Source organism: Metabacillus halosaccharovorans (assembly GCF_002019635.1).
Classification (GTDB): domain Bacteria; phylum Bacillota; class Bacilli; order Bacillales; family Bacillaceae; genus Metabacillus; species Metabacillus halosaccharovorans.
Genome location: NZ_KV917371.1, coordinates 2,622,451 through 2,646,926, shown reverse-complemented (window position 1 = coordinate 2,646,926; position 24,476 = coordinate 2,622,451). Strand labels below are relative to the sequence as shown.

Sequence of the window (24,476 nt, the reverse complement as noted above, 5' to 3'; positions counted from 1 at the left end):
ACACCATCTTATTTCTGTTGCTCAAGCCACTTGGCCTCTGCTTCAGCTAATCTGATATAATTTGGTACAAGATTATGAACATCTGTTGCTTCTCTTTTTATCCCTATAAGACCTAGTTCAGCAGGTCTTGGATTATGTAAAGAAACATTGCCTATTACAGCTCGATCACCAAGCAATTCTATAATGGTATCTTTGTGGATATGAACATCGTTCCCTAAAAATAAAACATTCTTATCACTCTTATATAAGTGCTCTATCCAATCAGTTAATAGTAAATTTTGATCTTTATGAACCGTCACTAATTCACTATTATGATATTGGTATAATCCTGTATAGACTTGTCCTCTTCTTGCATCAAAAACCGGGGAAATAAGTCCGTCAAAATAGCGGCCATTTGCAGCCAAGGTTTCTAAACTAGATACACCTACAATAGGAATCTTTAGAGCCCAAGCCATTGTCTTTGCAATCGATACACCTATACGAACACCCGTGTATGAACCTGGTCCTGTCGCTACAATTATTTTTTCTAAATCCTTCGGTGTAAAGTCACAGTCATGTAGTAGTCTCTCAATAGCAGGCATGGCTCGAACAGAATGATTTTTCTTTAAATTTGTTATATATTCACCTATAACCGTTTCTCCATTGACAATGGCAACTCCAAGCACATTATTCGTCGTGTCTATAGCTAATGCATTCATCACTTAACTCCTTACATAGTTCCTCATAATGAGACCCTCTAGGTGTCATTATAATTGTCCTTGTTGTATCATCCACATAAAGAATTCTTATATCTAACCGTTCATTCGGTAGCTGATCTTCAATTAAATGTGCCCATTCTACGACTGTAATACCATTACCATGAAAATACTCATCGAAACCCAGATCTTCATCCGCATCTTCAACACGATATACATCCATATGATACAAGGGCAATCTACCATCTCTATACTCTTTAATAATCGTAAACGTAGGACTATTTACATTTCGACTTATCCCTAGCCCCTTTGCTAATGCTTTAGTAAAAGTTGTTTTCCCTGCACCCAAATCTCCCTCAAGAGTAATCACATCATTTTTGTTTAACATCTTCGATAAAGATTGCGCAATAGTTGTAGTATCTTCAGTACTTTTTGTCATAAATTTAATTTGATCCACTCTGCTCACCTTAACTTTTTTTGAAGTGGTTATACCCTGATTTTTTAAGTTTTATATACTCTTGATTCTTTGATTTTAGCATTACCTCTTTATGGCTGGAATCAACGAACCCTATCTTAGTGATTTTTATACCTAGTTCATTACAGTCTTTCTTCAATTTTATCCATGAATCTGGTGAAGTTGTCCCAACTAATTCATAATCCTCTCCGCCATATAAGGCCCAATCTTGAAGAAGAGAAGTTGACTGTAATGTTAAAAGCTCATCACTTAGTGGAAGAGCATCTTCATCTATTGTGATTCCGACATGACTAGCTTCAGAAATTTCATTTAATTCACTTGCCAGTCCATCGCTTATATCATTTAATGATGCTCTTTTTAAATCTCCTATTAATCTTCCTGCCTTCACTTGAGGAATTGGCATCTTATGCTTTTCTGTAAAATACCTTTTTAAAGATTCATTATGTATAGAAGTTTTGCCTAATAAAATGGCTAGCCCTGCAGCAGAATCACCAATTGTTCCTGTTACAAAGACGATATCCTCATTCTTAGCATTACTCCTTAGAGTTTTTCTACCTTCTTCCACCTCTCCGATGACTGTTACGGTAATTACTAGTTTATCCGACGTAGAAACTGTATCTCCACCTAGTAAATCCATTTTGTATTCTTCTGATAGCTTCTTCATTCCCTCATAAATTTCAATAAGATCATCTTCATTCCAATTTGAAGGTACAGCTAGAGAAATGAAATAATAAAGTGGTATTGCTGACATAGCAGCGAGATCACTCACGTTAACAGCCAGCGCCTTGTACCCTATTTCAAAAGGAGAAGATAGGTTTCTAAGGAAATGAACACCCTCAACCATTGTATCTACACAAACAACTTGATGAAAACCATGAGAAGATTCATAAATAGCTGCATCATCACCTATAGCTACTTTTACATTTTGTTGAAATATACGATCCGGTTTTACCTTATTAATAAAATCAAATTCATCCATTTCGCTCTCCACATTCCTAATATTTTACCTATGAAAAAACCTTAGGATTATTTCCTAAGGAAGTGATTTTGTCGTAGAAAACTAATAATTAGTTTAACCAAGTTTGACACATTCTATCGTACCATATTAAATCTAAAGGTGGAATTATTATAATTTTTAGTTTGTGTTTTAATCTAAAAAAGTGCATAAAAAAAACGAAACATCTATGTTTCGCAAGCAATCAATTATATGGCGGTCCGGACGGGACTCGAACCCGCGACCTCCTGCGTGACAGGCAGGCATTCTAACCAACTGAACTACCGGACCATATTGGTTGCGGGGACAGGATTTGAACCTGCGACCTTCGGGTTATGAGCCCGACGAGCTACCAGACTGCTCCACCCCGCGATAATAATAATACCTGGCAACGTCCTACTCTCACAGGGGGAAACCCCCAACTACCATCGGCGCTGAAGAGCTTAACTTCCGTGTTCGGCATGGGAACGGGTGTGGCCTCTTCGCCATCATAACCAGATATTATAAAGTTTGAAGGCATATTCCTTCAAAACTAGATAACGATTCACAATTCAATTCACTCTACTGAGTTAATGCTCTTACTTTGTCCAGCTCCAGAAGCCAAATCCTACGGTAATTTCACTCTCTCAAAGAAGTCAAAGAACGACTTCATCTCGATCGCTCCAATTCCCTACGGATTTAAGCGGGCTTCTTCCGCTTTTCTATTTAGGTTAAGTCCTCGATCGATTAGTATCAGTCAGCTCCACACGTCACCGCGCTTCCACCTCTGACCTATCAACCTGATCATCTTTCAGGGATCTTACTCACTAATGTGATGGGAAATCTCATCTTGAGGGGGGCTTCATGCTTAGATGCTTTCAGCACTTATCCCTTCCGCACATAGCTACCCAGCTATGCCTTTGGCAAGACAACTGGTACACCAGCGGTGCGTCCATCCCGGTCCTCTCGTACTAAGGACAGCTCCTCTCAAATTTCCTACGCCCACGACGGATAGGGACCGAACTGTCTCACGACGTTCTGAACCCAGCTCGCGTACCGCTTTAATGGGCGAACAGCCCAACCCTTGGGACCGACTACAGCCCCAGGATGCGATGAGCCGACATCGAGGTGCCAAACCTCCCCGTCGATGTGGACTCTTGGGGGAGATAAGCCTGTTATCCCCGGGGTAGCTTTTATCCGTTGAGCGATGGCCCTTCCATGCGGAACCACCGGATCACTAAGCCCGACTTTCGTCCCTGCTCGACTTGTAGGTCTCGCAGTCAAGCTCCCTTGTGCCTTTACACTCTACGAATGATTTCCAACCATTCTGAGGGAACCTTTGGGCGCCTCCGTTACATTTTAGGAGGCGACCGCCCCAGTCAAACTGCCCACCTGACACTGTCTCCCAGCCCGATCAGGGCTGTGGGTTAGAATTTCAATACAGCCAGGGTAGTATCCCACCGACGCCTCCACCGAAGCTAGCGCTCCGGCTTCTCAGGCTCCTACCTATCCTGTACAAGCTGTACCAAAATTCAATATCAGGCTACAGTAAAGCTCCACGGGGTCTTTCCGTCCTGTCGCGGGTAACCTGCATCTTCACAGGTACTATAATTTCACCGAGTCTCTCGTTGAGACAGTGCCCAGATCGTTACGCCTTTCGTGCGGGTCGGAACTTACCCGACAAGGAATTTCGCTACCTTAGGACCGTTATAGTTACGGCCGCCGTTTACTGGGGCTTCGGTTCAAAGCTTCGCTTGCGCTAACCTCTCCCCTTAACCTTCCAGCACCGGGCAGGCGTCAGCCCCTATACTTCGCCTTGCGGCTTCGCAGAGACCTGTGTTTTTGCTAAACAGTCGCCTGGGCCTATTCACTGCGGCTTTTCCGGGCTATTCACCCTAAAAAGCACCCCTTCTCCCGAAGTTACGGGGTCATTTTGCCGAGTTCCTTAACGAGAGTTCTCTCGCTCACCTTAGGATTCTCTCCTCGCCTACCTGTGTCGGTTTGCGGTACGGGCACCTCTCACCTCGCTAGAGGCTTTTCTTGGCAGTGTGGAATCAGGAACTTCGGTACTATAGTTCCCTCGCCATCACAGCTCAGCTTATGTGACAATGGGATTTGCCTCATTGTCAGCCTAACTGCTTGGACGCGCATATCCAACAGCGCGCTTACCCTATCCTTCTGCGTCCCCCCATTGCTCAAATGGTGAGGAGGTGGTACAGGAATTTCAACCTGTTGGCCATCGCCTACGCCTTTCGGCCTCGGCTTAGGTCCCGACTAACCCTGAGCGGACGAGCCTTCCTCAGGAAACCTTAGGCATTCGGTGGAGGGGATTCTCACCCCTCTTTCGCTACTCATACCGGCATTCTCACTTCTAAGCGCTCCACGAGTCCTTCCGGTCTCGCTTCTCAGCCCTTAGAACGCTCTCCTACCATTGTTCTAAAAGAACAATCCACAGCTTCGGTGATACGTTTAGCCCCGGTACATTTTCGGCGCAGAGTCACTCGACCAGTGAGCTATTACGCACTCTTTAAATGGTGGCTGCTTCTAAGCCAACATCCTGGTTGTCTAAGCAACTCCACATCCTTTTCCACTTAACGTATACTTTGGGACCTTAGCTGGTGGTCTGGGCTGTTTCCCTCTTGACTACGGATCTTATCACTCGCAGTCTGACTCCTGAACATAAGTCTTTGGCATTCGGAGTTTGACTGAATTCGGTAACCCGATGGGGGCCCCTAGTCCAATCAGTGCTCTACCTCCAAGACTCTCATTTCAAGGCTAGCCCTAAAGCTATTTCGGAGAGAACCAGCTATCTCCAAGTTCGATTGGAATTTCTCCGCTACCCACACCTCATCCCCGCACTTTTCAACGTGCGTGGGTTCGGGCCTCCATTCAGTGTTACCTGAACTTCACCCTGGACATGGGTAGATCACCTGGTTTCGGGTCTACGACCACGTACTCATTCGCCCTATTCAGACTCGCTTTCGCTGCGGCTCCGTCTTATCAACTTAACCTTGCACGGGATCGTAACTCGCCGGTTCATTCTACAAAAGGCACGCCATTACCCATTAACGGGCTTTGACTACTTGTAGGCACACGGTTTCAGGATCTCTTTCACTCCCCTTCCGGGGTGCTTTTCACCTTTCCCTCACGGTACTGGTTCACTATCGGTCACTAGGGAGTATTTAGCCTTGGGAGATGGTCCTCCCTGCTTCCGACGGGATTTCACGTGTCCCGCCGTACTCAGGATCCACTCTGGAGGGAACGAAGTTTCAACTACAGGGTTGTTACCTTCTTTGACGGGCCTTTCCAGACCTCTTCATTTACTCCGTTCCTTTGTAACTCCGTATAGAGTGTCCTACAACCCCAAGAGGCAAGCCTCTTGGTTTGGGCTAATTCCGTTTCGCTCGCCGCTACTCAGGAAATCGCGTTTGCTTTCTCTTCCTCCGGGTACTTAGATGTTTCAGTTCCCCGGGTCTGCCTTTATTACCCTATGTATTCAGGTAAAAATACTACTCCATTACGAGCAGTGGGTTTCCCCATTCGGAAATCTCCGGATCAAAGCTTACTTACAGCTCCCCGAAGCATATCGGTGTTAGTACCGTCCTTCATCGGCTCCTAGTGCCAAGGCATCCACCGTGCGCCCTTAACAACTTAACCTTTGACATCAAAGATGTCACTTACATTATTAAGAGAATCACTAAACTAAGCGTTCAAACTCAGTGAATTACTTGAATTGTTTTCGTTATCTAGTTTTCAAGGAACATGAAGCACAGGATCATCAAATGCTGAATGCATTTTCACTCCTATGTGTTTTCTTACTTATTGAAAGATCGTATGATCTCTCAAAACTAAACAAAATACCAAGCATGCCTCATATCCTTAGAAAGGAGGTGATCCAGCCGCACCTTCCGATACGGCTACCTTGTTACGACTTCACCCCAATCATCTGTCCCACCTTAGGCGGCTGGCTCCTTACGGTTACCCCACCGACTTCGGGTGTTACAAACTCTCGTGGTGTGACGGGCGGTGTGTACAAGGCCCGGGAACGTATTCACCGCGGCATGCTGATCCGCGATTACTAGCGATTCCGGCTTCATGCAGGCGAGTTGCAGCCTGCAATCCGAACTGAGAATGGTTTTATGGGATTGGCTTGACTTCGCAGTCTTGCAGCCCTTTGTACCATCCATTGTAGCACGTGTGTAGCCCAGGTCATAAGGGGCATGATGATTTGACGTCATCCCCACCTTCCTCCGGTTTGTCACCGGCAGTCACCTTAGAGTGCCCAACTGAATGCTGGCAACTAAGATCAAGGGTTGCGCTCGTTGCGGGACTTAACCCAACATCTCACGACACGAGCTGACGACAACCATGCACCACCTGTCACTTCGTCCCCCGAAGGGGAACCTTCTATCTCTAGAAGTAGCGAAGGATGTCAAGACCTGGTAAGGTTCTTCGCGTTGCTTCGAATTAAACCACATGCTCCACCGCTTGTGCGGGCCCCCGTCAATTCCTTTGAGTTTCAGTCTTGCGACCGTACTCCCCAGGCGGAGTGCTTAATGCGTTTGCTGCAGCACTAAAGGGCGGAAACCCTCTAACACTTAGCACTCATCGTTTACGGCGTGGACTACCAGGGTATCTAATCCTGTTCGCTCCCCACGCTTTCGCGCCTCAGCGTCAGTTACAGACCAGAGAGTCGCCTTCGCCACTGGTGTTCCTCCACATCTCTACGCATTTCACCGCTACACGTGGAATTCCACTCTCCTCTTCTGCACTCAAGTTCCCCAGTTTCCAATGACCCTCCACGGTTGAGCCGTGGGCTTTCACATCAGACTTAAGAAACCGCCTGCGCGCGCTTTACGCCCAATAATTCCGGACAACGCTTGCCACCTACGTATTACCGCGGCTGCTGGCACGTAGTTAGCCGTGGCTTTCTGGTTAGGTACCGTCAAGGTACCAGCAGTTACTCTGGTACTTGTTCTTCCCTAACAACAGAACTTTACGACCCGAAGGCCTTCATCGTTCACGCGGCGTTGCTCCGTCAGACTTTCGTCCATTGCGGAAGATTCCCTACTGCTGCCTCCCGTAGGAGTCTGGGCCGTGTCTCAGTCCCAGTGTGGCCGATCACCCTCTCAGGTCGGCTACGCATCGTTGCCTTGGTGAGCCGTTACCTCACCAACTAGCTAATGCGCCGCGGGTCCATCTGTAAGTGATAGCCGAAACCATCTTTCAATTTTGAACCATGCGGTTCAAAATGTTATCCGGTATTAGCTCCGGTTTCCCGGAGTTATCCCAATCTTACAGGCAGGTTACCCACGTGTTACTCACCCGTCCGCCGCTAATCTTCGGGAGCAAGCTCCCTCAGATTCGCTCGACTTGCATGTATTAGGCACGCCGCCAGCGTTCGTCCTGAGCCAGGATCAAACTCTCCAATAAAGTGTTTGATATAGCTCATAAAAGTTTTGTACTATATAGTACGTTTTTTGTTAATCGAAATTAACGTTGGCACGCTTGGTTTTGTTTAGTTTTCAAAGATCATTTAAATTGGAGCGGGTGAAGGGAATCGAACCCTCATCATCAGCTTGGAAGGCTGAGGTTTTACCACTAAACTACACCCGCAAGAGATACGTCTGGTCGGGAAGACAGGATTCGAACCTGCGACCCCTTGGTCCCAAACCAAGTGCTCTACCAAGCTGAGCTACTTCCCGTAAATGTATTATGGCGCGCCCGAGAGGAGTCGAACCCCTAACCTTTTGATCCGTAGTCAAACGCTCTATCCAATTGAGCTACGGGCGCAATATTTTATTATCAACAAGCGACTTTACTATAATAACACCCTCAAACATTAAAGTCAAGTTCTTTTTCAGAAAAACTTAAATGCTTATTGGTGCGGCCGAGAGGACTTGAACCTCCACGGGGTCGCCCCCACTAGGCCCTCAACCTAGCGCGTCTGCCATTCCGCCACGACCGCGAAACTGAATAATGGTGCGGGTGAAGGGACTTGAACCCCCACGTCACAAGGACACTAGATCCTAAGTCTAGCGCGTCTGCCAATTCCGCCACACCCGCAAGGTGTGTAAATGGTGAGCCATGAAGGACTCGAACCTTCGACCCTCTGATTAAAAGTCAGATGCTCTACCAACTGAGCTAATGGCTCATTTTATAATGAGATGTAAAATGAATTTGTTTTAATGACTCTCAACTAAAAAATGGCTGGGCTAGCTGGATTCGAACCAACGCATGTCGCAGTCAAAGTGCGATGCCTTACCGCTTGGCTATAGCCCAATAAAATTAAAGTCACAAGAATTATATTCTATCATATCTACCTTGGAACTTCAAGATGTTTTTTCGAAAAAATGGCGGTCCGGACGGGACTCGAACCCGCGACCTCCTGCGTGACAGGCAGGCATTCTAACCAACTGAACTACCGGACCAGAATTTTCATAAGTTTCGAGAAATAAATAGGAGGTGGGCTTTTAGCTTTCGTAGAGTGCACCCACTTCCTAGTATACCTGCGATATGATATGACCCGTACGGGATTCGAACCCGTGTTACCGCCGTGAAAGGGCGGTGTCTTAACCGCTTGACCAACGGGCCACAATAAATATGGCGGAGAAGGAGGGATTTGAACCCTCGCGCCGCTTACGCGACCTACACCCTTAGCAGGGGCGCCTCTTCAGCCACTTGAGTACTTCCCCATATGGCTCCGCAGGCAGGATTCGAACCTGCGACCGATCGGTTAACAGCCGATAGCTCTACCACTGAGCTACTGCGGAATATTTCCTTACAGACTTCCTTAATTATATTAATTAGGGTTTGTCCTGTCAAGACTTAGATTATTGAAAAATTTAATTCTTAACCGTCACCAGCGACGGCTTTTATAATTTAACACAGTATCAACTTTAGAGTCAACCCTTTCTGTAAAGATAGATTTTTCCAGAGCATTTCCCACAAACAAGCCTTGTTGTATCAACTCTTCTCTTTCTTTTATATTCTTGATGACAATCTCTACATCGATATATCAAAAATGCTTTCTGAACTTTTGTTTCATTACCTAATGAGCGGCAAAATCTCGGAGCTCCTACTTTCTTTAACAATAATTTAAAATCCTGATCACCATGCTTATACCCCTTACCCTCTAAATGAAGATGATAATGGCATAGTTCATGTTTGATAATCCCAATTACCTCATCTAGTCCGTACTCCTGAAAATACTTAGGATTTACATCAATGTTATGACTATGTAACATGTATCTTCCGCCAGTTGTTCTTAGACGACTATTAAAATATGCTCTATGTTTAAATTTTTTATCAAAATAAGTTAATGATATTTCTTCAACTAAACGTTGCAGCATTAGATCATTCAAAAAAATCCCCCATTTCGAGTAACACTCAAACTTGTACCTGCATACATTATAAACACCCATTCTCCATTATAATAGCTGAGGAGGTATGAGCAATGCCATCATGGTTACAAAATCAAATGCAACGTGCCTTTTTAGAAAAAAATCGTTACCAAATAAAATTACTCAATCAATGCTGGTTCTTTTATAGAGAAAAACACTGCTCATAAGGCAGTGTTTCTTCTATATTCTTATTTATTTATCATCGTGAGTGCTACACGGCCTTTCTTGAAATCTACATCATCAACCCATACCGTTACAACATCTCCTACGGAAACAATATCTAATGGATGTTTTACAAAAGAATTGCTTAACTTTGAAATATGAACAAGGCCATCCTGTTTGACACCAACATCAACAAACGCTCCAAAATCGACAACGTTTCTTACTGTTCCTTGTAACTCCATCCCCTGTTGTAAATCTTCTAACTTAAGGACATCCTTTTTTAATAACGGCTTAGAAATTTCGTCACGGGGATCTCTTTCCGGTCGAATAAGAGCATCACAAATATCCTTTAACGTTAACTCTCCCACATCGAGAGCTTCAGCCGCTTCCTTCATATTCAAGTTTTTAATTTTCCCCCTAAGTTCCTCAGTTCCTAAGTCTGATAGTGATGCATCCAGTTGTTTAAGAAGATTTTCTACTTCACCATATCGTTCAGGATGTATACTTGTTCGATCTAGAGGATGATCTCCATCGATTACTCGCAAGAAACCTATACACTGTTCAAATGTTTTTGCACCTAATCTAGGAATATCCTTTAGTTGTTTTCGGTTGGAAAACCTACCCAATTCCTCTCTTTTCTTAACAACATTGCTTGCAACTGCTTTACTCAGTCCTGCCACGTATTGAAGAAGAGAAGGTGAGGCCGTATTTACATTTACACCTACCTGGTTAACAACCGTTTCAACAACAAAGGTTAGAGAGTCATTTAATTTCTTTTGTGAAACATCATGCTGATACTGACCAACACCGACTGATTTAGGATCAATTTTAACAAGTTCAGCTAATGGATCTTGTAACCTTCTAGCAATGGAAACAGCACTTCGTTCTTCAACTTGTAAATCCGGGAACTCTTCTCTGGCAAGATCAGACGCAGAGTAAACACTTGCTCCCGCTTCATTTACGATTAAATAAGAAGTATCACCGTTCAATTCCATTAATATATCAGCAATAAATTGCTCTGTTTCTCTTGAAGCTGTCCCATTCCCTATTGCTACCACTTCAATGTTATATGTCTTTAACACATTCATAACTTTCTCTTTTGCATGCTCTTTCTTATTAACAGGCGGGTGTGGGTAAACAACACCGATATGAAGCATTTTACCTGTCTCATCTACAACCGCTAACTTACAACCGGTTCGATAAGCAGGGTCGACTCCAAGGACCATTCTTCCTTTTAATGGAGGTTGCAAGAGCAGGTTTCTGAGGTTTTCGGAGAATATATGAATGGCACGGTCTTCTGCCTTCTCAGACAATTCTTTTCTAATTTCTCTCTCAATAGAAGGTTGAATTAACCTCTTATATGCATCTTCAATCGCACTTATCATCACTTCATTAACTATGGATGTTTTTCGCTTAAGTTCTTCTCTCTTAAGGTACTCAATAATTTGTTCGGCAGGAGGCTGAATAGAAACCCTAATCACTTCTTCCTTTTCTCCACGATTCAATGCCAATATTCGATGCGGGACAATTTTATGGATAGGTTCTTCATACTCGTAATACATTTCATATACATTTTTTTCATCTTTCTCTTCATCTTTTGCAGAAGAAGAGATTTGCCCTTTACGAAATGTTGTATCCCGTATCCATTGACGGTACTTAGGTTGATCAGAAATTTGTTCTGCGATAATATCTTGTGCTCCTTGAATGGCCTCTTCAACAGAAGTTACTCCTTTTTCTTCATTAAGAAAATCCTCTGCTTTATGCTCTATGCTCCCTTGATTAGGCAGTGTAAGTATCCATTCTGCTAAAGGTTCTAAGCCTTTTTCCTTTGCAACTGTTGCCTTTGTTCTTCTCTTTTGCTTATAAGGTCTGTATAGATCTTCAACTTGTTGGAGCTTCATTGATGAGTTGATTTCAGCTGCAAGTTGTTCTGTTAATTTTCCCTGTTCATCAATTAGACGTAATACTTCTTCTTTGCGGCTCTCTAGGTTTTGAGTATATGTCCATTTTTCTGATATATCTCGAATTTGTACTTCATCTAATGCACCTGTTTGTTCTTTACGGTACCTTGCGATAAATGGTACTGTATTTCCTTCTTCGAGAAGTGAAATCACATTAGACACCTGTTTTAAATTGATTCCCAGCTCTTTGCTAATATGATTCATAATACGTTCTTGTCTTTCTATCATTTTTAATCCTCCAAACGAAACATCCGCTTTTCTATGTAAACACTTGAAAACACTTATAACCATTTTACCAAATATTTTGCTGCTAATAAAATATGTCACCCACGAGGCTTGGCTTTCTCGCCTGCGGGCCTTGTGTCTGGAGAAGAATGGAAGGAACCGATTTTCACCTTATACTATAATAGCAAATTAGAAAAACTTGGCTTGTCGCCAAGTCCTAATGGCGAAAGCCTTAGTCTTTCTTATATACTATCATCCATAAAATTTATATACTTTCTGATAGTACAAAAAAAGCCGACCAGCTAATTCAATAATTAAAACAGCTGGCCGACTATGTATGTTAAATCATCAGTTCTTTTTTTCGTATATATGTCAAGTTGTCGTGATAGATCTTCAACAGAATTTCCTTTATTCAATAATGCCTTTATCCCCGGCAATACTAAGCCATCAGTATAAATGATAAATTTCGAACCTATCTCATAGGAATACGTTTGTGTTCGATATTTTTGTGGTTTACCTGATAAATAGCCTAGAATAGGCAATGGATAAATAAATGCTCCTGAAGGTCCATAGAGCATAAATCGAATATTACCAACAGAACTATACGTAAAACTTTTAGAGTGAAAATCGACCTTTAAGATCGAAACAGTTGCTCCCCGCTTATCCTTGAGTTCTTCGTTACATAATCGCATCAAAACATCGACATCTTCATCATAGTTTTGTTCAACTAATGAGCTAATTGCAGCAGAAGATTCATTAGCTCCCTCACCACTTCCAAGACCATCGGCTAAAGCACAAATCATAAAACTATCTGTTGTTTTGATATAAAAGCTATCACCACAACAGGATTTACCTTCCTTAGGTAATTGAAAAGCCAATGTATGAACATGTTCATTAAACTCTTTTACAATCATCTATTTAGCTCCGGCGGCATGTCTTTCGAAAGCGCTTCTCTCAGCTTTTGAATAGCTCTCCTTTGCAGCCTCGACACATGCATTTGTGATATGCCAAGTTGCTCACCAGTTTCTTTTTGACTTTTATTTAAGATAAACGTACATTCGATGATTTCTTTTTCTCTTTCCGATAAAACATGCAATACACTTTGTAACATAAGCTTTTGATTTACCTTCTCATAACCCTGATCTTGAGAGCCTACAATGTCAAGGATTGTAACCGTACTTCCATCAGAATCCGCTTCAATTGAATGATCAACAGACAAGGCTTGATAGCTTTTACCCATCTCCATTGTTTCTAAAACTTCTTCTTCTGTCACATCTAAGTATTCCGCTATTTCCTGCACCTTAGGTGAACGTTGGTTATCATTTGTTAGCTGTTCTACTGCCGCTTTAATTTTCGGTCCTAACTCTTTAATTCTTCTAGGGACATGTACACTCCATGTTTTATCCCTTAAAAATCTCTTAATCTCTCCAATAATTGTTGGGATAGCAAATGCCTCAAACGGCTTACCAACAGATGGATCATATCTTCTAATCGCGCCTAATAGACCAATCATTCCGACTTGTCTTAGATCTTCATGGAAACTTTTCCCCTTAGAATATTTTTTCGCTAAGGTTTCAACTAATCCTGTATAGTGTTCAACGAGTGCTAATTGAGCCTTTTCACATTCATTTCGTTGAAATTCAAGAATAAGCTCGATTACCTGCTCTTTAGTTAGTTTCATACTTTGAGATGGTTGTGCCATGATCAATTCGCTCCCCGCTTAAATACTTGACCATGAAGACCGTTACTCCAGAATTAACAAGTACACGGACTTCATCCATGAGCGTTTCCATCAAATAGAGACCTAAACCTCCTTCTGGAAGTTGATCAACAGGGCTTGTAGAAGAATAAGGACCTAGTTCGTTTTTCGTTTTTTCAAAGTCAAAGCTTTTTCCATTATCAGCAATCATGACTTCAAGACGATCATCGTAAAGACCAAAGCCTACTACTACTTCGCCTTCTTCACTGTTTTTATAAGCATGTTGCACAGCATTTGTACAAGCTTCACTTGTCGCAATCTTTAAATCTTCTATTTCATCATATGAATATCCCATTCTACTAGCAATCCCAGAGAGTGTTAAACGGATAATCCCTACGTACTCTGGTTTAGCCGGAACCTTCATCTCTATATAATCTACTAGTTGCTTCATTGTACCCCACCCTCTGATTTTGAAGATATATCAATGATGTCATTTAGCCCAGTTATAGTAAATAAGCGTTCCAAACGATCTGACAACTCAACCAAATTCAATTGACCGTTGTTTTTTCTCACACTCTTTAACAACCCGACAAAAACTCCTAAACCCGTGCTATCCATATAAGATACATCTTTCAAATTAATCGTAATGTTTGGATTCACTTCTTCAGCTAAAGGTAAAATTGCCTCCCGTAACTTAGGTGCCGTATAAGCGTCAATTTCTCCAGCTACAGAAACCACCGTCTGATCATCAAGATTATTTATATCAACTTTTATATTCATCCGTTATCACCTCGAAAAGAACTTTTATGCTATTACATACCCCGTAAAAAGTTTCATTAAACCATTCTTTTCATTATTATTAATGTGAAATCATCTCTCAATTGGAAATCCTGCATCTTTTCAAAATGCCTGTAAATTTTATCCACCATTTCCTGAGCTGATAAATCTTTGTATCGGTTAATCAATTCTGTAATGGCAGATCTTTCAACAAAACCTTCATCTGTTCGTGATTCTGTTACTCCATCTGATAATAGAACAATCATATCTCCAGGTTCTACCTTGGACTGATATTGCAGGTATCTATAATTTTGGTCTATTCCTAAAACAAGCCCCTTCGCATCTAAATCTTCAAACGTTTGTGTATCAGCTTTAAAATAGAAGCCGGGCTCATGACCTGCTGAGGCATATGTAAAAGTATGATCTTCAATATTATACATCCCATAAAACATTGTAATAAACATGCTCGGATCAACGTTGCGTTCAACCACCCGATTTAGATTTTCCAAGATTTGATTCGGATTTTTACGTGATTCAGGAAAGCTATCCATCGCATATTTAATCATCGACATGCACAAAGCGGCAGGAATACCTTTTCCTATCACATCTGCTACTGCAATACTAATTCCTTGATCATCTTGGACAAAGTGATGATAATCTCCGTTCATTTGCTTAGCAGGGACACTAATTGCCCCGATATCTAACGAATGAATACAAGGTACAGTTGTCTCCAAAAGAGTTTGCTGAACATTTGCAGCAATTTGTATTTCAGATCGGATCTCAAGTTGCTGATCCCGTAAACTTTGATGCTCCTGATAAGCAAGGCCATATCCCATCATAACCTCAAGCAAAAAGTCTAACGAAGCTAAAACATCCTTTTGTATACCCGGGAAAAGCTCTTGTAATACTTTCCGATGAGTACTAATAATCTCTTCAGGTGGAATTTGATGTTCAATCGTTTTCCTACTGAATTTTTGACCTTGATATAAAGCAGTTTCAGTTTGTTCATTTAAATAGTTTCTAAGTAGTTCCCGATATTTCGGTTCAAGCACATCGCGATAATCCATTTACACCCTCCTACCGAAGCCATTTCACCGCCTGAATATTAGTTCCTTCACCTACAGAGGAAGAAATATCAAAATCATCCATTAAACGTTTTACACCTGGTAATCCCGCTCCTAATCCTCCGGAGGTTGAGAAGCCGTCTTCCATAACTTTACGTATATCAGGAATACCCGGTCCACTATCAATGGCTATTATTTTCAAACCTTTTTTACCAAGGTCCTGAATGCGTTCAATGCGCATTTCCCCTTGTCCTGCATATAGATATATATTACGAGCTAACTCGGAAATAGCAGTTGTAATTCGCGCTTGATCAACCGTACCAAATCCAAGCTCTTTAGCAACATTCCGACCAAGTTGTCGAGCTGCTACAATGTCCCATTCGGTGACAATTTTAACACAGGATTGGTTTTCCATGCTTCACTCCCCCAACTCCCGCTGTAATGTTTCAAGACCTTTTTCTAAATCCAAGGCTGTTTGCACATCCTCAAGCTGGATGCCTAACTCGATCAATGTAATGGCTACCGCTGGTTGTATTCCTGTTAAAACAACCTTTGCTCCCATTAATTTCGACATGCTTATCACATCACCTAAAACCTTAGCAATAAAGGAGTCTATAACATCTACAGAAGTAAGATCAATGACTACCCCATTAGCACCCGTTTCATGAATTTTGTGAAGTAAATCTTCTTGAAATTGAAGGGCTGTTTGATCATCTAGCTCCCATTGGATTGATATGAGCAAACAATTATACAATTTTAAAATCGGTATTCTAGGATTCATTTGCTATTCCCCCAAGGATACAATTTGACGATTTGTCATTTCTAATGCAGATTCTATTCCCTTTTGCAAACTGTTCTTTGTGATTACTTGACTTAGGTCTATTCCCAAATTCACAATTGTTTGGGCTATCTCAGGTCTGATACCAACTAATAAACACTTTGCTCCAACTAATCTTACAGCTTCAGAAGCTTGAATTATATGATGCGCTACCATTGTATCAACAACAGGTACACCAGTAATATCAATTAATACTACTTCAGCTCGATGTTTAACAACCCCTTGTAGAAGGTTTTCCATTATACGCTTTGCTCTTTCTGTATCAATTGTCCCTACTAAGGGCATTACTGTAATGTTATCAAACACTGGGATTAGAGGTGCCGACAGTTCTTGTAAGGCTATCTTTTGAAGAGACACCGTTCTCTCCCATGAAGAGGCATATTGGTGCAGAACTTCACTATTAACCGGAGCTATCCAATGATCAAACGCCCAAACTAAGCTCATTTTTTCTTCTTCAGTACTATTAAGTGTCATCATTTCAAATAATATTTTATTCATGTCAGATAAGCTGGTTGTAAGAAAACGTAATGACCACCCTAGCTGAACAATCTTTTGTGAAAAATCGCCAATCTTGCTTGAAGGCTCGTCATCTGGATACATGAAAGAATGTATTAATATATTAATATATTCATTGCAAATATTAGTATAAGTATGATCTGAGATAACAGATGATAGCTTTTGATCATCTTCCTTTTTCATCTTTAGTTCCCATTTTTCTATAAGTTCTTCTCTATTACCTTGAATAAACGCCAAAAATGGATTAGAAGCTTGATTCATGTTTCTGATACTCCTCCTTAAAAATTAACGGTCATGTCATCATTGTCAATTATACAGTTATTAGAAGTTAAAAAAAAGATATACGCTAAGAACAAAAGCGCAAGCGCCTTGATCAGCCCCGACAAGCATAAGACGCAAATGAATAGAAGACGTTCTTTGTCTTCAATTCATTTGTGGCTTATGACCTCGAGGGGCTAGGCGCTGGAGCTGGACACCTACACTAAGTACAAAATTTTATACTTTCTTACTTTGAACAAAAGCGCAAGCGCCTCGATCAGCCTCGGGCAAATAAAACGCAAGTGCATACATATTGTCCATCTATATACATAGAACTTTTCTAATAAAACAAAAAAGGATGCTTTAATCGGCACCCTTTTGTTTTCGTTTCACAGCTCTATTATCTATTAACATACATTAAAAATCGATAAGTCCTAAGCTTATTTGTAAAGCTTCATCAACTTTATCCATCATTTCATCATCAAGATGGGTAATTTTGTCAGTCAGTCTTTGTTTATCAATCGTTCGAATCTGTTCAAGAAGGATAACCGAATCCCTTTCAAACCCGTAACGCTTCGCATCAATCTCAACATGAGTTGGCAATTTTGCTTTTTGAATTTGCGCCGTAATTGCCGCTATAATGACTGTAGGACTAAAGCGGTTTCCAATATCATTTTGAATAATTAATACTGGACGTACTCCGCCTTGCTCAGAACCTACAACAGGGGAAAGATCGGCAAAATAAACGTCGCCACGTTTAACAATCAAATGATTAACCCCCGCTTACTAAGCGTTCTACGGTATGGTCAGCCTCAGATTCTGCCAAAAATGCTTCAGATGCAATGTTTAAATTAATCTTTGCCATTTCCATGTATCCACGTCGCATAGATTCACGAATCTGACGTTTTTTACGCTCTCTAATATACATTTTTGTCGCTTGATAAATAAGCTCGTTTCTGTTTCCGTTCTCCTGTTTCACCAGTCCATCCAATTCCGATACTAATGCTTGAGGTAACTGAATTAAAATTTCTGTTGTTGCGCTGGATTCAGACACAAACATACACCTCCACCAAACTTACCATCCTATTATATTCATTCCACATTTAATAATAACATTTACTTTACGAGATGCAAAGCATTTTAATAAAGAAAAGCGGAAGCACCTTGGTCAGCTCCGGCAAGCATAAGTCAATTTGAAATAGAAGGCGTTCGCCTTCAATTTCAAATTGACTTATGACTTGAGGCGGCTATAAACGCGCTTCCTGTCGGTATAACTGCACTTGCACGTCCTGTGCCTTCAGAGCTAGACGCTGTAGCTAGACAAAAGGAAAAGCGCAAGTGCTTAGGTCTGCATCCTTGATATTTATACAAAGGAAAAGATCATGACTACCCTTAAATGTTTACCCTTCTCTATTATCGTCATGTATATTTAATTTATTCATTATCTTGGTGACATTTCAAAAGTTAGGATTCCTTGGGCATATTAGTTAAAAGAGGATTGCTTTGTTCTGAAATTTGTTTGTCTTTCAGATACGTACGAGGAACACGTGTTGAGATCATACAAGGAATCTCATAGTTAATTGTATCAAGTCGCTTCGCAACCTCATCTATTGAAATTTTTTGTCCCTTTTGCTCACCAATCAGCGTTACTTTAGTATCTACAGGCAATTCGTAAGGTAACCTTACCATACACTGATCCATACAAATTCTTCCTACTAGTGACAAGCGTTTACCATCAATTAATACTTCTGAGTCTTTTAATTTTCTTATCCATCCATCAGCATATCCAATTGGCAACGTTCCAATCCATTCATCTTGCTGCGTTTCATAAGTTGCACCATAGCTGATCTTTGTTCCTTTTGGTACCTTTTTCACATGAACTAATTTCGTTTGCAGACTAAAAGCTTCTTCCAATGTAAAGGGAAGTTTATTTTTCATTTCTACTGAAGGGGATAATCCATACATCGAAATCCCTAGCCTCACTGCATTATATAATTTTGAAGGAAATTTTAGTCCTGTTGCACTATTTGCACAATGAACAAGTAATTGTTCATGATCAATAACTGATAGAAATTGCTGAAATCTTTCGTATTGAGTTAAAAAATATGATGGTTCATCTTCATCAGCTGTTGCAAAATGCGTGAAGATCCCTGTAATTTGAAAGTATGGTGAAGAATCAACGAACTCAACAATTTCCTTCAACTCATGCTCTTCCCTTACCCCCAAGCGTCCCATACCCGTATCAACCTTAATATGAAGATGGATTCCCTGAGACTCACAATTCTCACTAGCTTCTTTAAGCCATTCAATTGAAAAGCACGTAAGAATAAGATTAAACTTACCGGCAATTTCAATATCAGCAGCACGAATTGCCCCTAACACCAATATCGGAGCTTTAATCCCTTGTTGCCTTAACGATATTGCTTCATCTATAAACGCAACAGCCAGCATGGATGCACCAGCATGAAGTGCTGATTCAGCTACTTGCTTTGCCCCATGTCCATAACCGTTTGCTTTGACAACGGCAATTAATTTTACTTTTTCACCTATATGTTTTTTCATCTTTCTAACATTATGTTCAATTGCATCCAGATTTACTTCCACCCATGTATCACGATAAAAACCCACTTGCATAACTCCACTTCCTCATCTTATCTTCTAAGAATGATTATCCCGATTAAGCGACAGTAATGTCAAATAATGATGAGAAAAATTTGAGGAAATTGGGTAAAAATGTCCATGTGGTAAAATGTGAGGGATATAGATTGAAGAGAAAAATCGGGTGGATGACCACCCGATTTTTTATTTAGCTGTTTGACCTTGGACAGATTGGGCAACCATTAACATTTCTTCTTCCGTTAAATCTTCTGAGGCTAGCATATAATCTACTCCATCATGTGACCATGTTAAAGAATTCTCTGACATCGCCCCGATTGTAAAGCCTAAATCAGCAGGGTAACCATCAACATATGTTGATGCTGAAGCTGATGCCGGTGTCGCAATCTCTGCAGTCTCTTGAATTAACGTGAATGATTTTTCTCCCCCAAAGCTTAAGATCACTCGTTTACCATTATCAGTTTCAACTTCCGTTTCCTCCAGAAGCTTAACACCGTTTGGTTGCTCTAAAGGATACTTTACAGCAAATGGCTCACGGTCACCTGTTGCCATTGTCGGAACTTCAATTTGAGCACTCGACATATTTTTTTCTACATCAAATGAGTTGTCATCAAATGATGCATTAAATTCAAAGCTTGAAAATTCAACAACAACTAATGGGTTTCTGTCAGTATCCATAACTTTCACCATAGTTGGAGCTAAATCTTTTTTATTGAACGTAATTTCCTGTGCTGGAAGCATTTTATTATTTTGATAATTTGTTTTTGTTTCAAATACATATTTGTCCTCAGCAGCACTAAATTTCGCTTCTGTGTCCTTTAAAATATCACTAACTAATGATTCAAAGAGATATGCTTGACTGCTGTTTTGAGGCCAATCACTTTGGAACCGGAAACTCTTATTAAGTGCTGGAGTTAACACGAATACACCTTCATCATTACGCAAAATCATCTGACTTTGATCTTTTTGAGAATTTTTCAGATTTACTCGGTAGTATGTCGGTCCTTTATGCCAAATTTCAATTTCATACTCCTGTGGTTCACTTCCTGTTTGAAGTGTCATTTTCCCTTTTGCTTTGTAACCAGACATTTCTTCAATCTTCTTTTCCAATGCTTGGACGACATCAGCCTGTGATTTCTCCCCACATCCCGCTAGAACTAGTACTGTTAAAAGCCCTACTAAAAATAACACCAAGCTTTTTTTCAACTTTTTCAACCCCTTTGCCTCATATAACGTTATACAGGAAGAATGTTTCACTAGACCTCATCCCAAAACTCTCATGTTTATTTACAGATGATATCTAAGAAAACAACTTGTCTTCCCTATCGCATTACCCAATATATGAGACAACACTATCGAATATGCAGACTAGCTAGGAAAAAGAAAAAAGAAGTAAGGACTACTTTCCCTTACCTCTCTTGTAAAATAACTTGAGCAGCTGCATATTGGCGCGTATGTGTAATTGAAACAAAAATACTTGGGTTTTCCGGTGTTTCTTTTAATATATTGATGTACGGTTTTCCTTTTTCATCATTATTAACCTCAATATCTTGAAATCCTATTCCCTCACCTATTCCTGTTCCCAATGCTTTTGAATAAGCCTCTTTGACAGCAAATCGCCCTGCTAAAAATTCAACCTTTCTTTCTTTCGAAAGAGTTGCGAACTTCTCAATTTCGTTTATCGTTAGTATCCGCTTTATAAAGCCCGGTTGGCGCTCAACAATTCTCCTTATGCGATCAAGTTCAATTATATCCAAGCCAATTCCTGTTATCATATGTATAACAACACCTTCCAAACCTATTAATAGTACTAATTGCCATATCTTGTACATATTCGTGTTAGTATAAAACTAATATTAAAAATAAGAAGAGCGCAAGCGCCTTGATCAGCCTCGGGCAAATAAGACGCAAATGAATAGAAAACGTTCTTTGTCTTCAATTCATTTGTGGCTAGACCCTAGAGGGGCTAGGTGCTGGAGCTGGACACCATCACTCAGTACAAAAATTTATACTTTCTTACCTTTTTAAAAAAAGCTATTCGCCTGCCTGCTTAAAAATAAATAACTGCAAGGAGGACACGATGTTTACTAGATCTGAAAACTTTCGTACGTTTCTTCAATTATACCCTGTTGTATCGGTTCTTGTTTGTATTCACATCTTATTTTGGTTACTACTTCAGATACCTATACCTCAACTCAAGATCTTATTAGGTTTATTAGATGGATATAATGCCGGGATAGCAAACGGAGAGTATTGGAGACTTATTACACCTATCTTTCTGCATATTGGATTTGGTCATCTGTTTTTTAATTCCATATCTCTTATCTTATTTGCACCAGCTTTAGAGAGAATGCTGGGAAAAGCAAAATTTATTTTGATCTATATCGTCTCTGGAATTGTTGCCAATATAGCAACGTATATAATTGAACCGCTTCAATATTCTCATATAGGGGCCTCTGGTGCTATTTTCGGCATTTTAGGTGTATATCTATTTATTGTTGTTTTTAGAAAAGGGCTCATTGATCAAGCAAATTCTCAAATTATCATAAGCATCTTAGTCATCGGTCTTGTTATGACATTTTTCAATTCAAATATTAATGTTGTTGCACATATATTCGGAATGATTGGAGGATTTATATTTGCTCCCTTTGTTATCAGGAAAAGAGCTCAATTTTCACACCAATCCTTTTACAGCCCAAACTATAGACGAACTAAATTCAGCCTTAACTTCAGCCCTAAGCATATCATTTGGGTTTTGTTTATTATCCTTATTTTATTAGGCTTAATCTTTAGGCTTTCGTAGAAACAGACACAGCCAATCGCTGTGTCTGTTTCTTTAATTAGCTTTTTTACTTTCTTCATAAGAATACCAGTTAATGATCTTTTCCACATCCTGTTGATCAAGATCTTTAACTGTAAAATTGCGGCCCAACAGTCCTGACTTTATTGTGCACTCAAAGGTTTCCAAAGAGACCCTTTTTTGAAAATACGTTGTTTTGCTCTTAACAGACTGTAGTCGATTACGATTAACAAGCACATGTGTTTTGGATATGATACGGAATACAATGTTTAATTGATCTCTGTGATAATTCCATCCTGCATCCTTATAGGAAGCATATCCCCACCAAGCAGCAACAGGTAAAAGAATGATGGATACATAGCCCCAAGGTTGAAGAAAATATGCTACCGGTATCATGACGATAATAGCAGGTATTGTCTTTCGGAAACAATAGCGGATCATTGATCTCTTTGGTAATCGATGCAAGTCGCTTTGTTGTTTAAAATCCGGTAGAAACTCTACTAAAAGCTGTTCAACGTTTTTCTTTTGTACAACAGGAAATAAAATGGTAGAAAGACCTTCATCACCTGAATTTCCTCCTGCACTTTCAATATAAATTGTGGTGTATCCTAAGAGCTGTCTTAGAGGATTTTGAACAATTTGGATCGCTTGAATACGCTTTGTTGGAATGTTAATTTGTCGTTTCTCAAAAATCCCTCTGGAGATCTTTAATTCTTCCTCACCTTTAATGACAGTAAAATAAGCATACTTTAAGACTACACCAATAATACTAAGTATCCATGCGATAAAAAAAGCAATAAAAATTAAAATTGCATAGAGGGTAATGCTGGCATTTGTCAGAAAGTCGAAACGATTGATAATTTGATCATACGGAATAAATTCATCAAATTGAGAAACGAAGGCAGCTACTGCTGAGATTATGACGCCGATTCCACTGGAAGTACTAGCTGCAACTAATAAATCTTTTGTAGTCATTTTATAGGTTGGCTGATGAAGTAGGACTTCTTCTTGTTCATCCTCACCAATTGATAACTTCGATAGCTGCTTATACTTGGATATTTCCTCCTGAATTCGATCCGCTTCTAGTTTTTTAATCGCCGTTAAACTCACTTCAGCTTCCATTCCGCTTCCAGCCGTTTCAATTTGCAACTTCACCAAGCGAAAAATTTGCTGAATAACTCCTGCGCTTATATTAATGGTTTGAATTCTCTCAATGGGAATATATCTTTTTTTCTTAACGAATATTCCATGTTCAATCCTTAATTGTCCATCTTCAATAATATAGGTGAATTTCCACCATTCTAAAATACTGGTCACCACAACAAATAAAATCAGAAGACTTCCCCCAATAATGATATATAAATTGAAGGATTCATTACTACTAACGAAAAAGAAGATAATTGCAGGTATAATGTATGATTTTATCATGTTGACAAAGCTTAAAATCATTCCTACAGGATGAATTCTCTTCGGCTCAAACATCATCATCTGTCACCCTTGCTAACCTTGAGATATGATCTCTTAGCTGATCTGCCTCTGCAAGATCAAGTGCAGGTATTTCATGCTTTGTAGCAGCTGTTGAGATTTCAATTGACGCTAATTTATACTTTCTAAGAAGCGGCCCTTGGTGGGTATCTACATGCTGAACCCTTACCATTGGTATTAACACCCTCTTAATAACAAAGAGGCCAAATTGCAAATCAATTTCATGCTCATGAACTTCATATCTCCATACTCGATGTCTGACCTTTGGGACTATAAAAATACTAATGATTGAGTAAATCACCCATATCCCTGCAGCACCAACAGTATACCAGTACGACAGCTCAAGAAAATAGGCACCAATCCCCAGACCAATCAAGATTAATAATGACAGTCCAGCACTTATCAGAGCACTAAATCTCCACACAGTTAGTGCCCTTAGACTAATCTGATTTTGCGGTTGTTTCCTCAACCTACTCTCCCCTTCACCTTCAAAACTTATATTTTAACTATTTTTCTCATGCTTTTTGAT

Annotated in this window: 22 protein-coding genes, 13 tRNA genes and 3 rRNA genes; 2 read left to right on the top strand and 36 right to left on the bottom strand. The window is 40.4% G+C overall.

Annotation, left to right across the window (positions count from 1 at the left end; all coding sequences use genetic code 11):
- Positions 1 to 8: 8 nt before the first annotated feature.
- The 20 genes from tsaB to BK577_RS12775 form a co-directional block, all read right to left on the bottom strand.
- Positions 9 to 698: a tRNA (adenosine(37)-N6)-threonylcarbamoyltransferase complex dimerization subunit type 1 TsaB gene (gene tsaB / locus BK577_RS12870; protein ID WP_078433167.1), complete on the bottom strand. Its 690-nt coding sequence runs from the start codon at positions 696 to 698 to the stop codon at positions 9 to 11.
- On the bottom strand, positions 667 to 1,152 hold the full coding sequence (tsaE, locus tag BK577_RS12865) for a tRNA (adenosine(37)-N6)-threonylcarbamoyltransferase complex ATPase subunit type 1 TsaE (RefSeq protein ID WP_078433166.1): 486 nt from the start codon (positions 1,150 to 1,152) through the stop codon (positions 667 to 669). The genes tsaB and tsaE overlap by 32 nt, the downstream gene beginning before the upstream one ends.
- A 10-nt stretch (positions 1,153 to 1,162) precedes the next feature.
- Entirely contained in the window at positions 1,163 to 2,149 is a 987-nt protein-coding gene (thiL, locus tag BK577_RS12860; RefSeq protein ID WP_078433165.1) for a thiamine-phosphate kinase, read from the bottom strand.
- Between the two features lie 229 nt (positions 2,150 to 2,378).
- Positions 2,379 to 2,455: transfer RNA gene (locus tag BK577_RS12855), tRNA-Asp, on the bottom strand.
- A 4-nt stretch (positions 2,456 to 2,459) separates the two neighbouring features.
- Positions 2,460 to 2,536, bottom strand: a tRNA-Met gene (locus tag BK577_RS12850).
- Between the two features lie 11 nt (positions 2,537 to 2,547).
- Positions 2,548 to 2,663: ribosomal RNA gene (gene rrf / locus BK577_RS12845) — 5S ribosomal RNA — on the bottom strand.
- 207 nt (positions 2,664 to 2,870) lie between these two features.
- Positions 2,871 to 5,800: ribosomal RNA gene (locus BK577_RS12840) — 23S ribosomal RNA — on the bottom strand.
- 226 nt (positions 5,801 to 6,026) lie between these two features.
- Positions 6,027 to 7,576: ribosomal RNA gene (locus tag BK577_RS12835) — 16S ribosomal RNA — on the bottom strand.
- Together the 16S, 23S and 5S rRNA genes with 13 tRNA genes alongside form the textbook arrangement of a ribosomal RNA operon.
- 109 nt (positions 7,577 to 7,685) lie before the next feature.
- Positions 7,686 to 7,759: transfer RNA gene (locus tag BK577_RS12830), tRNA-Gly, on the bottom strand.
- A 12-nt stretch (positions 7,760 to 7,771) separates the two neighbouring features.
- Positions 7,772 to 7,848 (bottom strand) — tRNA-Pro (locus BK577_RS12825).
- 11 nt (positions 7,849 to 7,859) lie between these two features.
- Positions 7,860 to 7,936, bottom strand: a tRNA-Arg gene (locus tag BK577_RS12820).
- A gap of 89 nt (positions 7,937 to 8,025) precedes the next feature.
- Positions 8,026 to 8,111: transfer RNA gene (locus tag BK577_RS12815), tRNA-Leu, on the bottom strand.
- A 12-nt stretch (positions 8,112 to 8,123) separates the two neighbouring features.
- A tRNA-Leu gene (locus tag BK577_RS12810) sits at positions 8,124 to 8,209 on the bottom strand.
- 12 nt (positions 8,210 to 8,221) lie between these two features.
- Positions 8,222 to 8,297: transfer RNA gene (locus tag BK577_RS12805), tRNA-Lys, on the bottom strand.
- A 53-nt stretch (positions 8,298 to 8,350) separates the two neighbouring features.
- A tRNA-Gln gene (locus BK577_RS12800) sits at positions 8,351 to 8,425 on the bottom strand.
- A gap of 72 nt (positions 8,426 to 8,497) precedes the next feature.
- A tRNA-Asp gene (locus BK577_RS12795) sits at positions 8,498 to 8,574 on the bottom strand.
- 91 nt (positions 8,575 to 8,665) lie between these two features.
- A tRNA-Glu gene (locus BK577_RS12790) sits at positions 8,666 to 8,737 on the bottom strand.
- 10 nt (positions 8,738 to 8,747) lie between these two features.
- A tRNA-Ser gene (locus BK577_RS12785) sits at positions 8,748 to 8,838 on the bottom strand.
- A 3-nt stretch (positions 8,839 to 8,841) separates the two neighbouring features.
- Positions 8,842 to 8,916 (bottom strand) — tRNA-Asn (locus BK577_RS12780).
- Between the two features lie 132 nt (positions 8,917 to 9,048).
- Positions 9,049 to 9,507 (bottom strand): SprT family protein, encoded by a 459-nt coding sequence (locus tag BK577_RS12775; protein WP_078433164.1) that lies wholly within the window; start codon positions 9,505 to 9,507, stop codon positions 9,049 to 9,051.
- Positions 9,508 to 9,599: 92 nt separating this feature from the next.
- Between BK577_RS12775 and cmpA the strand changes: the two genes are divergently transcribed.
- Positions 9,600 to 9,713, top strand: a complete 114-nt coding sequence (gene cmpA, locus BK577_RS25730) for a cortex morphogenetic protein CmpA (protein WP_098799762.1) — start codon at positions 9,600 to 9,602, stop codon at positions 9,711 to 9,713.
- Positions 9,714 to 9,734: 21 nt separating this feature from the next.
- Here the strand turns inward: cmpA and BK577_RS12770 are convergent, their stop codons facing one another.
- From BK577_RS12770 to acpS, 14 genes are all read right to left on the bottom strand, one after another.
- Positions 9,735 to 11,897, bottom strand: coding sequence for a Tex family protein (locus BK577_RS12770; protein WP_078433163.1), 2,163 nt, complete (start codon positions 11,895 to 11,897; stop codon positions 9,735 to 9,737).
- A gap of 311 nt (positions 11,898 to 12,208) precedes the next feature.
- On the bottom strand, positions 12,209 to 12,808 hold the full coding sequence (locus tag BK577_RS12765) for a PP2C family serine/threonine-protein phosphatase (protein WP_078433162.1): 600 nt from the start codon (positions 12,806 to 12,808) through the stop codon (positions 12,209 to 12,211).
- On the bottom strand, positions 12,805 to 13,596 hold the full coding sequence (gene sigB / locus BK577_RS12760; protein WP_078433161.1) for an RNA polymerase sigma factor SigB: 792 nt from the start codon (positions 13,594 to 13,596) through the stop codon (positions 12,805 to 12,807). Before sigB ends, BK577_RS12765 begins: the two co-directional genes overlap by 4 nt.
- Complete coding sequence (gene rsbW, locus BK577_RS12755; RefSeq protein ID WP_078433160.1) at positions 13,562 to 14,044, bottom strand: anti-sigma B factor RsbW; 483 nt, start codon at positions 14,042 to 14,044, stop codon at positions 13,562 to 13,564. The genes sigB and rsbW overlap by 35 nt, the downstream gene beginning before the upstream one ends.
- On the bottom strand, positions 14,041 to 14,373 hold the full coding sequence (locus tag BK577_RS12750; RefSeq protein ID WP_078433159.1) for an anti-sigma factor antagonist: 333 nt from the start codon (positions 14,371 to 14,373) through the stop codon (positions 14,041 to 14,043). The genes rsbW and BK577_RS12750 overlap by 4 nt, the downstream gene beginning before the upstream one ends.
- A 56-nt stretch (positions 14,374 to 14,429) precedes the next feature.
- A complete protein-coding gene (locus BK577_RS12745; RefSeq protein WP_078433158.1) occupies positions 14,430 to 15,437 on the bottom strand; it encodes a PP2C family protein-serine/threonine phosphatase in 1,008 nt (335 codons plus the stop codon).
- A gap of 10 nt (positions 15,438 to 15,447) precedes the next feature.
- On the bottom strand, positions 15,448 to 15,849 hold the full coding sequence (locus BK577_RS12740) for an anti-sigma regulatory factor (protein ID WP_026562075.1): 402 nt from the start codon (positions 15,847 to 15,849) through the stop codon (positions 15,448 to 15,450).
- A gap of 3 nt (positions 15,850 to 15,852) precedes the next feature.
- Complete coding sequence (locus BK577_RS12735) at positions 15,853 to 16,215, bottom strand: STAS domain-containing protein (protein WP_026562076.1); 363 nt, start codon at positions 16,213 to 16,215, stop codon at positions 15,853 to 15,855.
- 3 nt (positions 16,216 to 16,218) lie between these two features.
- On the bottom strand, positions 16,219 to 17,049 hold the full coding sequence (locus tag BK577_RS12730; RefSeq protein WP_078433157.1) for an STAS domain-containing protein: 831 nt from the start codon (positions 17,047 to 17,049) through the stop codon (positions 16,219 to 16,221).
- Between the two features lie 414 nt (positions 17,050 to 17,463).
- The gene (ndoA, locus tag BK577_RS12725) at positions 17,464 to 17,814 is read right to left on the bottom strand and encodes a type II toxin-antitoxin system endoribonuclease NdoA (RefSeq protein WP_026562078.1); all 351 of its coding nucleotides are present in this window, start codon (positions 17,812 to 17,814) and stop codon (positions 17,464 to 17,466) included.
- A 4-nt stretch (positions 17,815 to 17,818) separates the two neighbouring features.
- Positions 17,819 to 18,100: a CopG family ribbon-helix-helix protein gene (locus tag BK577_RS12720; protein ID WP_026562079.1), complete on the bottom strand. Its 282-nt coding sequence runs from the start codon at positions 18,098 to 18,100 to the stop codon at positions 17,819 to 17,821.
- A gap of 410 nt (positions 18,101 to 18,510) precedes the next feature.
- A complete protein-coding gene (alr, locus tag BK577_RS12715) occupies positions 18,511 to 19,680 on the bottom strand; it encodes an alanine racemase (RefSeq protein WP_078433156.1) in 1,170 nt (389 codons plus the stop codon).
- Between the two features lie 168 nt (positions 19,681 to 19,848).
- Complete coding sequence (locus BK577_RS12710; protein WP_078433155.1) at positions 19,849 to 20,868, bottom strand: LolA family protein; 1,020 nt, start codon at positions 20,866 to 20,868, stop codon at positions 19,849 to 19,851.
- A gap of 203 nt (positions 20,869 to 21,071) precedes the next feature.
- Positions 21,072 to 21,437, bottom strand: coding sequence for a holo-ACP synthase (acpS, locus tag BK577_RS12705; RefSeq protein WP_078433154.1), 366 nt, complete (start codon positions 21,435 to 21,437; stop codon positions 21,072 to 21,074).
- A gap of 305 nt (positions 21,438 to 21,742) precedes the next feature.
- Here acpS and BK577_RS12700 point away from each other — a divergent pair, with 305 nt between their 5' ends.
- Positions 21,743 to 22,465, top strand: a complete 723-nt coding sequence (locus tag BK577_RS12700; protein WP_078433153.1) for a rhomboid family intramembrane serine protease — start codon at positions 21,743 to 21,745, stop codon at positions 22,463 to 22,465.
- A gap of 33 nt (positions 22,466 to 22,498) precedes the next feature.
- On the opposite strand, the gene BK577_RS12695 is transcribed toward BK577_RS12700, so the two are convergent.
- Positions 22,499 to 23,947 (bottom strand): PH domain-containing protein, encoded by a 1,449-nt coding sequence (locus tag BK577_RS12695; protein WP_078433152.1) that lies wholly within the window; start codon positions 23,945 to 23,947, stop codon positions 22,499 to 22,501.
- Positions 23,937 to 24,416 (bottom strand): PH domain-containing protein, encoded by a 480-nt coding sequence (locus BK577_RS12690; RefSeq protein ID WP_078433151.1) that lies wholly within the window; start codon positions 24,414 to 24,416, stop codon positions 23,937 to 23,939. The genes BK577_RS12695 and BK577_RS12690 overlap by 11 nt, the downstream gene beginning before the upstream one ends.
- Between the last annotated feature and the right edge of the window lie 60 nt (positions 24,417 to 24,476).